We start from the raw sequence: 11970 nt of genomic DNA on the forward strand, positions 1-11970 counted from the left end.
CTATGATTCCTTCGGGCTGAGAAACTTGAAGTTGAAGTACGCAATGACCAGCGCAATTGCCAGCAGCACAAAACTGATCGCTGCCGCCTGGCCGTAGTAGGAATCGTCGAATACTCGGAACAGATGATAACCGGAGATGCGGCCACTCTGCAGCGTATGACCGGCGATCTGGATACTCGCGCCGCCGGTGTTATCGGTCATGGCGTAGATTTCACTGAACGCGTTCAGCGTACCCACCATACCCGTGATACTCAGGAACAGAATGATTGGCCGAAGCAGCGGAACGGTGACATGAACCAGCTGCTGCCACTTCGTCGCGCCATCCACCTCTGCCGCCTCGAAGATCGAAGTCGAGATGTTGTTGAGCGCGGTCAAGAACAGGATCATTCCGAAGCCGGCGTTCTTCAGCACCATCGCCAGCGCAACGCAGGGCAGGGTCAGCTTCGGATTGTTCAGGAAGCCCTGTTGAGCCAGGGAATCCAAGCCGATCATATCCGCGATCTTCACGAACAGACCTGCGTTCGGGTTATAGAGGAACAACCAGATGACGCCCACGACGTAGATATCGAACACATTCGGGATGAAGAATCCCGACCGGAAGATGCCGAAGCCCTTTGTCTTTCGATTCAGCGTGATCGCCAGGAACAACGACAGGGCCATCGTCGGGAAGATCGTCAAGATGGCATAGATGAATGTTAGTAGAATCGAGAACAGGAACACCGGATCCTGGAGGATTTCGATGTAGTTCTGAAGTCCAACGAACCGCATTGTCCCGAAACGATCGTACCAGGACGAGTAGATATCGGTCCGGAGCAGACTGAGATAGAAGGAGTAGACCAGGGGCCAGGCAATGTAGACCAGGAAGATTGCCATGAATGGCAACAGGAAGGGCAAGGCCGCCAGGTCCTTCTTAAAGGAAATCCGTTCGGCACTGTTTTTCGCCATGCTTGTCATCCTTCGCAACCGGCGGGGGATCGAACGGGAGCTTGGAACACCGGGCGAAGACAAAAGAAGGCAGAAGACGCCAGATTCTGCGATTCGGTCCGGTTCCAAGGCCTCCGTATGCTGCAGATTCGGGACGGGAACGGCAAAATACCGCCCCATCTTCGAGTACCGTCGCTAACGGTCAAACTCCACAGGACGGCCGAGGGGGGGTCAATACCCAATTGGACCGGTCAAGGCACTTTTCCGGAGGGTAAGTCGACTAAATTCAGAATCAAACGCTTTACCGAGTCGCGCCGGCAGGCAATCCTACTCCAGGTAAGTATAGCCCGCCAGTCCGTCTTCATAGAAGCGCATGAATCGCGCGGATTCCTCGATTGTGATCTTCCCGCCGCGCAGAGCCAGTTCCGAGGCCCGCCGCACGCGCGAAAGCAGCGATTGCGGGCTGTATTGGACGTAGCTGAGTACCTCGTTCACCGAGTCGCCCTTCACGACGTGCTCGATCACCGGCTCGCCATCCTCGTCGACGCTCACATGGACAGCATTGCTGTCGCCCAACAGATTGTGCAGATCGCCCAGGATCTCCTGGTAGGCGCCGATCAGGAACGCGCCCAGGTAATACGGCTTCGAACCATCGAAGGGATGAAGCTCCAGAGTCTTCTTCACGTCGCGCAGATCGATGAACTGGTCGATCTTGCCGTCCGAATCGCACGTGATATCCGCCAGGATGCCGCGCCGAGCGGGCTCTTCTTTCAGGCGATGAATCGGCATCACCGGGAAGAGCTGGCGGATCGCCCAACTGTCCGGCATAGACTGGAAGACCGAGAAATTGCAGAAGTAGATATCCGAGAGTAGCTCCTCGAGACCTTCCAACTCGTCCGGCGCGTAAGCCATCTCGCGTACCTGGCGCAGCGTCTTGGTGCAGATTGTCCAGAACAGCGCCTCGGCCTTCGCGCGCGAATCCAGCGTCAAGTATCCGAGATTGAACAGGTTCGCGCACTCCTCACGCGCCTGCACGGCGTCGTGATACCCCTCGATGAAGTTCTTGGGATTGTGCTCCTGATAGATGTGCAGAAGATCATGGAGCGGATCCGGGGCATCCTCCGGGATCTCGTCGGGCACCTGGAAGCGATCAAACTGCGAAACGCCCAGAACATTGAAGACCAGGAGGCTGTGATACGAGACCAGGGCTCGACCCGACTCGGACAAGATCGTCGGGTGCGGCACGCCGGCCTCGTCGCAAATCGACATCAGGCGGAACACGACGTCGTTGGCGTACTCTTCCAGCGTGTAGTTCATGCTGGAGTCGAAGTTCGTCTGCGAGCCGTCGTAATCCACGCCCAAACCACCGCCCACATCGATGACCTTCATATTCGCGCCCAGGCGATGCAACTCGACGAAGATGCGGCCCGCCTCGGTCATTGCGCTCTTAATGAAGCGGATATTCGTGATCTGGCTGCCCATGTGGAAGTGCAATGTCGTCAGGCAGTCCAGCATGTCGTGCTCTTTCAAGTACTTCACGGCGCGCAGGATTTCCGGCAGCGTCAGGCCGAACTTCGACCGCACGCCTGCGGATTGTTCCCAGCGCCCCGAGCCGCGGGCCGCCAGCTTCGCGCGCAGGCCGATCTGCGGCTTGCAATCGTGGTGCTTGGCGTACTTGACGATCATCTCCAGTTCGCTGAACTTCTCGACGATCGGAGTGATGTCCTTGCCCATCTTCGAGGCCAGCACGACGAACTCGATGAACTCGTCATCCTTGAAGCCGTTGCAGATGATCGGCATGTCGTTCTGATTCGGGCTGGTCATGGCCAGAACGGCCAGAAGCTCCGGCTTCGAGCCCGCCTCGATGCCAAATCCCAGCGGACCGCCGAAGCGGATGTACTCGTCCACGACGTGGTGCTGCTGATTCACTTTGATCGGGTAAATGCACTTGTAGCTGCCCTGATAGCCGTACTCTTTGCGGGCGCGCTCGAACGCATCGTACATGTCCTGCAGGCGATGCTTCAGGATGTCGGTGAAGCGGAGCAGAATCGGGAGAGAGAGCCCCCGGCGCTCCAGGCTATCGATCAGGTCTTTCAAATCCAGCGAGACGTCCCTGTCCTTCGTCGGCCTGACAACCACGTGCCCGGCCTTGTTCACGCCGAAGTAACCGCCGCCCCACTTCTCGATATTGTAAAGATCGACCGAGTCCTGAACACTCCACTTCTCGATCGACTTCATTGCCTGACCAGTCGCCAATCCACCGGCCCTCCTTCTCTGAGAGTCACCTTGCCTTCACTAAGGACAGGATACAGCAATCGCTGCGGTCTCTGTGAAGGGCTTTTTCCGCGCGCAGGTCAAGGGCGATTCGCTCCACCGCCGCCAAGGAACGCGACTTGCTCCCCTCTTCGGCCCATACTCCGGAGATAGACCGTCATGAGCACAACCCCAACTCGCCCCACCATTCCAACGTCTGACCAGATCGAGCAACTTCCGCCCGATGGCGGTCCCGAGTGGAATCGCCTCGTGTTCGAGCAAAGCCCCTACCTGCTCCAGCACGCTGCCAACCCTGTTGATTGGTATCCTTGGGGGGAAGAGGCTTTCGATCGCGCCCGCGAGGAAGATAAGCCAATCTTCCTTTCGATCGGCTACGCCACCTGCCACTGGTGCCACGTCATGGAGCACGAGTGCTTTGAGGACGAGGAAGTGGCCGAGATCCTGAATCGCAATTTCATCCCCATCAAGGTCGATCGCGAGGAACGCCCCGACATCGATCGAGTCTATATGTCGGCCGTGACCCAGGTTCTCGGCGGCCAGGGTGGCTGGCCGCTGACCGTGATCTTGACGCCCGACCGAAAGCCCTTCTTCGCCGGAACGTACATTCCGAAATGGGGCCGATTCGGTCGTCCCGGTTTGATGGATCTGGCTCCGGAACTCGGCCGAATCTGGCGCGAGGAGCAGAAGAAGGTTACCAACTCGGCGGATCAAATCGCGGAGGCACTTGCCGAGGCAACGGGCGGCGCGCCCGGAGAAGCACTCGACCTTTCCTCCGTCGACCAGGCGCTCGCCCAGTTCGGCAGCCAGTTCGATCCGATCCACGGCGGCTTTGGCCAGGCGCCGAAATTCCCCGTTCCGCACAACCTGTCACTCCTGCTTCGCGTCGCAAACCGCACCAGCAAGGAGCGCCCTCGTGGAATGGTGGAGGCGACGCTCCACGCCATGCGACAGGGCGGGATTTTCGACCACATCGGTTTTGGATTTCACCGGTACTCGACCGACGAGCAGTGGCTCGTGCCGCACTTCGAGAAGATGCTCTACGATCAGGCACTGCTCGCGATCGCGTATACCGAGGCCTTCCAGGCGACACAGAAGCCCGAATACCGCCGCACGGCCGAGGAGATCTTCACCTATGTTCTGCGCGACATGACCTCGCCCGAAGGCGCATTCTACTCCGCAGAAGATGCCGATAGCGAAGGCGTTGAGGGCAAGTTCTACGTTTGGACGCCGGACGAAGTGAACGCCGTGTTGGGTGAGGAAGATGGTGGACTCTTCTGTCGCATCTTCAACATCACGCTTGAGGGCAACTACCACGACGAAGCCACCGGCGCGTCGACGGGAAGCAGTATTCCGCATTTGACAAAGACGATTCACGAGTTCGCCACGGAACTGTCGATCACGGAAGAGGAACTCCACGCGCGCCTCAATGAGATGCGCACGAAGCTTTTCGCCGCCCGGGAGCAACGCATCCACCCGCTGAAAGACGACAAGATTCTGACGGACTGGAATGGCCTGATGATCGCCGCGTTGGCTCGCGGAGCGATGGCGTTCGGCGAGCCGAAGTACGCTGCCGCCGCTACTCGTGCGGCCGATTACGTACTCGACCACCTTCGCGCAGACGAGGGCCGCCTCCTCAAGCGCAGCCGACTTGGGAAGGCGGGCCTGCCAGCGCATCTCGAAGACTATGCTTTCCTGATTTGGGGCCTGACCGATCTCTACGAAGCCACGTTCGATGTGCGATACCTGCGCGAAGCGCTCGATCTGCAGGAGATCCTCAATGCCCACTTCTGGGACGATCAAAACGGTGGCTACTTCCAGACCGCGGACGACGCCGAGGGACTCCTCGTTCGCGCGAAGGAGGTCTACGATGGAGCAACACCTTCCGGGAACTCCGTTTCCGCATTCAATCTGCTTCGACTGGCGCGCATGACAGGGCGCAGCGAGTACGAGGAACGCGCCGATCGCACAATGAAGGCCTTCTCCGCGATGATCGAACGCATTCCGCACGCGCACCCATTCATGTTGATGGCAGTCGACTTCGCCGCCGGTCCGACGCGCGAGATCGTCATCGCCGGCGATGAAGGTGCGAAAGATGTTCAAGCCATGGCCGACATCGTACGGCGCGCGTTCCTGCCTCGAGCCGTCCTACTGCACCGCCCCGAAGGAGAAGCCGGTCCGATCGGAGAACTGGCGCCATTCATCGCAGAACAAACATCACAAAGCGGCACCGCAACGGCCTACATCTGCGAGGATTTCACCTGCCGCGCGCCAATCACCTCGCTCGAAGAATTGCAGCGCGCTCTCGAGGAAGCCCGCTGAGCGACATACGGCTGGACACTTGCTCTCGCATTCGGAATAAACGCGGGTTCTGATCGTAGGGGTAGTAAGCTCCCTGCGCGAGGGGTCCATGCACATCGCACGTCTTTCCCACTATTGCATGATTCTGCTGCTGGCACTGCTCGCGGTGCCAGTGCTTGGAGGGCGGATTCCGGATCCGGGCCCTCAGGTTGGGACCGTCTATGATTATGCTGATGTTCTCGATGCTGACACAGAAGCACGCGTGGAGGAAGTCCAGCACCAAGCCCTCGAGAAGTACAACACGCCCATCGTCGTTGTGACGATTCCCAGCATCGCCGATTATGGTTTCGAGGACGAGACCATCGAGTACGTTTCACACCGCTGGATTCGCGATTGGAACATTGGAACGCTCAATCGCCCGGATGAACCAAGCAATGGAATCCTCGGCGATGTTGGCGTGATGGAAAGCGTGGGCGGGGACTTCATCGTCAATACAAGGGATGACGTCCTCAGCGCGATCAACTCTTCTCAGTCGGCCGATCAACTTGCCTCTGCAATTCTCGATGCTGCCAAGACGCTCTCAAAACAATTGCCTCACAAGGACGGTCATTCCGATCGCCTGCCCAATCAACTTGTGATTATTCACCCCCGGCCCTGAAAGAAAACCCCCGCCCGAAGTCGGGCGGGGGAGCTTGATTCGAGTTTGTTCGAGATATCTTACTGGGTGACGTTCAGGTAGTACTCGCCTTCGCCGCCGAAGTCGATCTCGACGATGTAGGCGCTGAACGGGTTGAACGGCAATGTCGCAGTTCCTGTCAGGTTGCCGGCGCTATCGGGCGTCAGCAGAGCGAACGGGCGAATGTCGCCTTCGAAGCCATTGAGCGTGTCGCCCTGGAGGTCGTAGGTCCAGACGACGGCGCGCTGAACCGTCGCGGCGCTCGTGCTCGGGTGCGACACCGAAAGGCTCATCGTGGCGCCGGGATTCATGCCGAAGTGATAGTAGTGGGTCACCGGCTCGTTCGAGAGCAGCTCGGCGGGACGGACGACTTCAGACTGCAGCGACGTGCCGTCGTTGACCCAGTGCAACGGGCCACCGGTCGTCAGGTTGCCGGTGTTCTCGTCAATGTTGAAGAGAGCGATGTTGACTTCTTCGTCGAAGATCACGACCGGAACCATCGGCTCGCCCGACTCATTTGCCGTGGCATTTCCTTCGGGCTCCAGATCATCGCCATTCGCAGTGAACGGAACTGACGCCTGGCTGGTTCCAGGAAGAAGGACCTGAACAACCCACGCGGGCGATGCGCCAGTGACGACCACATCGCAGCGATCCACATCGGTGATGTCCTGAATCGCGCCGGCCAGGGTCGTGTTATCGGCATTGTAAGGAATGCTCGTGAATGAATCGCCAAAGCCGAGCGTGAAGCTGCCGCCCGTCGGTTCGCCACCAACGGAGATCGAGATCGTGCGGATCGTGGCAACTTGCTCGTTCTCTTCGATCATGCCCAGTCCGCTCATGCCATGCTTGGCAAAGATGCCCAGCCAGGCTGCGCGGCGATCTGCAGGCGCAACCGAGTAAATCGCGTTGACTGAACCGGCCAGCGGCGAATTCGGAAGCGTCGCCTGAAGACCGGCGAATACGTCGTCCGCGGCCAGTGGACCGAGCTGCTGGTAGGCGCTCCAGAGCATTGCGCCCCAGACACGGCCGCCGTGATGCGGCTCGGGGCCGCGACGGGCCAGATAGGCGTTGCCCGCAGTGCCCAGGATGATTGGGCCCTGAAGGCAGAGGTTCTCAGTGAACGTGCTGTCGTACGGGGTGGTTGGATAAACCAGACGATCGGTCAGAACGCGAACCGCTTCGTGCGCCGAACCTGTATCATAGAAGAGGTGCTTCTCGACCGGGCTGCGAAGCAGGCCGATCGTCGGATCGCCGGAAACCACAGCCGACCAGAAGTCCGAGTTACCCTCGTTGCGCGAGCCGGCTTCGGTCGCTTCATAGAGGTACTCGTTCGGCAGCGTGTTCGCGTAAACGAGGTGCGCGTATTCATGATAGATGACATCCGGATCCTTGGCGAAGTCACCGACCTTCACGGTCTGTGTGACGCCCGGAGCGACGAGGAGATCGTAATATCCCCAATCGCCGAATGTCATCATCGTATTCCCCAGCGCATACGCGTTCGGGGATTCGAAGGCGACGTTTGAATAGGCAGTCGTGGGATATGGGAATCCCGCGGGTTCGTAGTTCGTATTCCAGAACTGTGCCACTTGCCCGACGTGATAAAGCATGTGAACCACGTCGAATTCCGGCACATCGAAGGAAGGACCCTCGATCGGCTGATAGCGGAAGTCCTGGTCGACTCTCACCAGCGGATCGCCACTGGGCGAATCCCCGGTCGAGCCGGTTCCGTCGTTTGAAATGACCCACTCGCTGGACGACTCGTACAACGGCAGACTGTTGCGGCTGCCCTTCAGGGTCACCTCGGTCGTCCGGCCATTAGCTAGTCCATCGTGCGTGTTCAGGAAGACATTCGCCTTGTAATCGGGCGCCGGAGTCGGCACCGGCGAAGGCGTCGGAGTGGGGTTTGCCCACCAGTCCGAGCGCCGCATCGAACCACTGAACAGCACATCGCCTGTTTCTGCGTCCACAAACATGCGAACGACATCGGGTTCTGGCTTGGCGGTTGGCACGGTGACTTCATAGACGGCGCGAAGGCCGTCCTTGGTCTCCCAGGCGACGGCTTCAGGTTCTGTCGCCATGTCGGTGAATGGTCCACCGACGCTCAGGCCGGGCCGGTTCATCACCAGGAAGCCCATGGCCTGTGAGAGGGCCTCGTCGCCGGTGAGCAGCACCTGGTTCTCCAGGGTCAGCCCCTCGGCTCTTGCGAGCCCCATCGAGGCGGTGGCCTTGCCGGTCTTCTGGTCGATGACTTCAATCAATGGTCGATTGACCACTCGCAAGCCGTCGACGACGGCCGTTGAGCGGACCAGTTGGCGTCCACCGGAAATATCGTAAGATTCGCGGACCCATTCGGTGGCCGCGAAGGACGTACCTGCCAGAGCGAAGGCAAGCAGCGCTCCACTGATCATTCTCAGCTTCTGACGTCCCATGGTCGGATAGCCCCTTTTTAACATGTCACGGGTTTACAGGAATGTTCTGCTGTTCGGCGTTGAGGCGCAAGAGGTTAATGTCACTGCCCCTGGAATTCGGCACCTGCGACATCATGCGCCAATCCTTCAACTGCCGGAGGATCATTTGAACAGTTGGCACCAGTTCCTCTGCCTGCTCACGCCCTCCAGCCGGATAGCTGGCAAGATTCTCCTGAATTTCCTGGCGCTTCTTCAACGCCGGAGGTTCCAGGCTTTCCCAGATCTTCTCCAGATCCGCGATCCTCTGGCCAATCCTCTCCTGCTGCGCCGCAGCATATTCCTGAACGGCTTCAGGGGTCGTCTGCGAGAGGTCCCGGACCGGATTTGAGGCCATTTTCTCCAATTCAGCTCGATGGGCTGCCAATTCCTGGATTTTTCCGCGCACTTCCTCAATCTGGATCGCTGCCTGGTCCCGCTCCGAGCGGATTTCGGCCGCTTTCTCACGAAGCTTCACCAATTCTTCGCCCGCTTCTGGATTCAAGCCTCCCATCGTGGCCGAGGTGAGCTGGCTCAGCTCATCCTCCGACTTTTTCAACCGCTTATTCCACTGCTCTTCACGGAACTCCAACTGCTCCAGGTTTGATCGCGCCAGATTCTCCTGCACATCCAATTCGACCAGACCTTGTCTCGCGGCAGCAGTGGCCCTCCTTTTCTCATCACTTGTCAACAGGGTCGGATCTTCCTTCACCCGATCCCACTCGGCCAAAGCCATCTGGAGCTTGTCGAGTTGTCCCCGCAACTGATTGGTGCGGATCAGCTCCATCCTTGTTTCCTCCGCCATAAGTAGATCGACAATTCGCCCCCGCTGGACCGCCAGAGTATCGAAGTCCGGGGCCCGGGGCGGCGCCAGGGCCTGGATCCGCTCTTCTCCGACCTTCTCGTCTGCAAGTGCCGTCAGTTGGGCGAGAATCCCCTCGACGTCCTTGCTTGTGTCGATGGCGGTCCATTCCTGGGCCACTTCCAACTCGCGCATCGTGTCCAGCCAGACGGTCAGCACCCAGATAGTTTCGGCAGTCGGCGAAGACAGGGAATCCATCGCCTGCGTGCGCAGGATATCCGACGCGAACTCCGACTTTTTCTCTCCGGACAGGAAGCTCGGATCCGGCGCAATCTCGCTGCCGATGACGTGTCGATGCTGAGCCCATGCAGGGCCGGACAGGACAAGAAGTGCAAGCGTCGTAACAACGAATGATCTAATCATTGGGCCTCGAAGGAAACAATATCGACGTTGTGTAATGTCAGGCGAATCGTAGGGTCGTTTTGCTCCACGTCCGCCAGAAGGTAATCCCAGGTAGCTAGAAGGAAGCCACCAGCCAGTTCCGGTGGCACGTAGAAGAACGTGCTGTACGTGTACTTGATATCCCCGAATGGAACGTTCGAGTTGTTGTTGATCGATGAAACGTTCAGATACCAGGCGGCGCGGAACGTCTGGTCATGCAGCCGCATTCGCATCGTCGGCAGCAGATAGCGCTCCTCGTAAGGCTCGTCCGCCGACACCGTGTAGTTTGCGCGATAGAGGCGATTGCCCTCCAACGTCACCGGCGTCGTCGTCCCCCAGAATCCGAAGACCACGTCGTACGAATCGCCGGGATTCAGATAGCTGGACAAGGTCAGCCCTTGCTCCGTCACCGCGAACTTCGGCGGGTCGAACTGGTCCCACACATAGAAATCCCAACTGCTCGGGTTTGCGGTGAAATCGTACGTCGCCTCGAGCCGGCGGTTCGACAGCGTCCCCGTGCTCTGGCGCTCGACATTCGCCGAGTCCAGGCCTACCCAACTGGTCGCCGCATCCATCGGATCGAAGCCCAACACGTCGAAGGCCAGGCGAATGCCCTCCGTTCCGGGGGGAAGCGTCGTGTACAGGCGGTACCACTTGCCATTCTGGGTGGGGGAGAAGCTCGAATCGCCCGTCGAGGTGGCGGACATGACAGCATTCTGCTGCGAGTCAGCCGTTGCCAGGCGCATTCGGACGACCGGCACCAACGATGGGTCGGTCAAGTCCGTGCGCACCTGGAAAGCGGCATGCAGAAGCGTGCTTTCCGTCGATGCCGGACTGATTGCAATCTCCGGCGAATACCAGAATCCAAACGTGTTTGTATTGTCCGTCGTGCCCAGTTTCAACTGGCCGCTGTCGTACTGGTGTTGCGGTGCAATGAACTGCGCGTCCGAGGCGAACGTCCAGCCGCCGTCATTGGCGTCGAACTGCTCGACGAAGATATATTCAGCCGTTGCAGATTGGGTGGCGAACAGCGCCAAAAGGACGGCGCCCAGGCGCCAGGGGGAGAGCTTCAAACGATGGCCTCCACAAGGGTCAGAGTCTCGCTCCGTCATTACCCCACAGGCCCCCCAGCCATTGCAAGCGCGAACGCACCTTTCTGCGCATCGCTCTTATCGTGCGAGTTCTTGGGAGCTACATTCTTCCGGCGATGCTTCGCTCGGAACGCATGCAGGGCAGAGCAGTCTTGGATCGACGTTGCAGAATTGGGCGTCTTCCTGGCGAAGGCTAGTTTCGCTTTCTTCTTCGCGGCACAGCCTTCTTTCTGACTGGCTTGTTCTCGCCCTCCGAAGAGCCAAGCGACAGTTGCCCGGTTTTCGCAAGGGTCCTTATGATTATGGAAGACGTATCAGGGTCCTCGATCATCGCTTTCATCAGGTCCTGCTGAGAGACATCCTCGCCCGATGCTTGCTTGAGAAACAGCTCCAGAAAGTCAGGTGACTGAAACAGCTTCTCGAGGATCACAACTTCAGGTGGGGTCTCTTGCTCATCATGAATTCCCAGATCAGGAAACTTGTATTGAGTGAATTTCGCTTGATCCAGGAGTTGATTATCAGGTTGATCAGGGTTCCTCTCAAGATGGTCCATGTATTGAGCGAGCTCTTCTGCCAGTTGCTTCAATCCAGTGCTCGTATTCTCGTATTGTATATACCTGGTGTGGGCCAAATCGAATGGGATTTGAGGGGCAGACTTCTCGCGGACAATAATCGTGCCGATTCTGCATGCATGCCTCAGCCCAAGTTCGTAGAAAACATTGGGATTCGGGTATGAGACATCGGCGACCACTAGATCCGAGTGCAAGATTCTCATTACGATATCGGACCCGATACATCCTGGCATCGCGACATCGTCGGCTCGTTTCACATCCAGATCTGGATCGGCTTTGAGGATGGCTTCTTTTATCAGGTCATCGTACTTCTGCCTAAGCTCTTCTTTCGTTACCGCGATGTCGCCGTACTTCTGATCCCCAATCGGCATGATAACGAAGCAGGTTCTCTTTGCCATTATCAAACTCCTGTCCCGCTGATGTCTTCTGTCGGTGGCGACATTTCGCA

At 58.4% G+C, this 11970-nt stretch carries 8 protein-coding genes; 2 read left to right on the forward strand and 6 right to left on the reverse strand.

The window, feature by feature from the left end:
• Entirely contained in the window at positions 1 to 945 is a 945-nt protein-coding gene (locus tag KQI84_06715) for a sugar ABC transporter permease (protein MCB2154561.1), read from the reverse strand.
• A gap of 306 nt (positions 946 to 1251) precedes the next feature.
• Positions 1252 to 3162, reverse strand: coding sequence for a biosynthetic arginine decarboxylase (speA, locus tag KQI84_06720; protein MCB2154562.1), 1911 nt, complete (start codon positions 3160 to 3162; stop codon positions 1252 to 1254).
• Positions 3163 to 3357: 195 nt separating this feature from the next.
• Between speA and KQI84_06725 the strand changes: the two genes are divergently transcribed.
• Complete coding sequence (locus KQI84_06725) at positions 3358 to 5517, forward strand: thioredoxin domain-containing protein (protein MCB2154563.1); 2160 nt, start codon at positions 3358 to 3360, stop codon at positions 5515 to 5517.
• 88 nt (positions 5518 to 5605) lie between these two features.
• Entirely contained in the window at positions 5606 to 6154 is a 549-nt protein-coding gene (locus KQI84_06730; protein MCB2154564.1) for a TPM domain-containing protein, read from the forward strand.
• 59 nt (positions 6155 to 6213) lie between these two features.
• On the opposite strand, the gene KQI84_06735 is transcribed toward KQI84_06730, so the two are convergent.
• The 4 genes from KQI84_06735 to KQI84_06750 form a co-directional block, all read right to left on the reverse strand.
• On the reverse strand, positions 6214 to 8601 hold the full coding sequence (locus KQI84_06735) for a PepSY domain-containing protein (protein ID MCB2154565.1): 2388 nt from the start codon (positions 8599 to 8601) through the stop codon (positions 6214 to 6216).
• 25 nt (positions 8602 to 8626) lie between these two features.
• Positions 8627 to 9403 (reverse strand): hypothetical protein, encoded by a 777-nt coding sequence (locus tag KQI84_06740; protein ID MCB2154566.1) that lies wholly within the window; start codon positions 9401 to 9403, stop codon positions 8627 to 8629.
• Positions 9404 to 9837: 434 nt separating this feature from the next.
• Positions 9838 to 10932 carry a hypothetical protein gene (locus KQI84_06745; protein MCB2154567.1) on the reverse strand — a complete coding sequence of 365 codons (1095 nt, stop codon included), beginning with the start codon at positions 10930 to 10932 and terminating at the stop codon, positions 9838 to 9840.
• Positions 10933 to 11143: 211 nt separating this feature from the next.
• Entirely contained in the window at positions 11144 to 11920 is a 777-nt protein-coding gene (locus KQI84_06750; protein MCB2154568.1) for a hypothetical protein, read from the reverse strand.
• Between the last annotated feature and the right edge of the window lie 50 nt (positions 11921 to 11970).

Source organism: bacterium (assembly GCA_020444065.1).
Lineage (GTDB): Bacteria > Sumerlaeota > Sumerlaeia > SLMS01 > JAHLLQ01 > JAHLLQ01.

Bases quoted from the DNA above. Each gene is read 5' to 3' on its own strand.
- KQI84_06715 (MCB2154561.1), bottom strand. From the start codon at position 945: ATGGCGAAAAACAGTGCCGAACGGATTTCCTTTAAGAAGGACCTGGCG.
- speA (MCB2154562.1), bottom strand. From the start codon at position 3,162: ATGAAGTCGATCGAGAAGTGGAGTGTTCAGGACTCGGTCGATCTTTAC.
- KQI84_06725 (MCB2154563.1), top strand. From the start codon at position 3,358: ATGAGCACAACCCCAACTCGCCCCACCATTCCAACGTCTGACCAGATC.
- KQI84_06730 (MCB2154564.1), top strand. From the start codon at position 5,606: ATGCACATCGCACGTCTTTCCCACTATTGCATGATTCTGCTGCTGGCA.
- KQI84_06735 (MCB2154565.1), bottom strand. From the start codon at position 8,601: ATGGGACGTCAGAAGCTGAGAATGATCAGTGGAGCGCTGCTTGCCTTC.
- KQI84_06740 (MCB2154566.1), bottom strand. From the start codon at position 9,403: ATGGAGCTGATCCGCACCAATCAGTTGCGGGGACAACTCGACAAGCTC.
- KQI84_06750 (MCB2154568.1), bottom strand. From the start codon at position 11,920: ATGGCAAAGAGAACCTGCTTCGTTATCATGCCGATTGGGGATCAGAAG.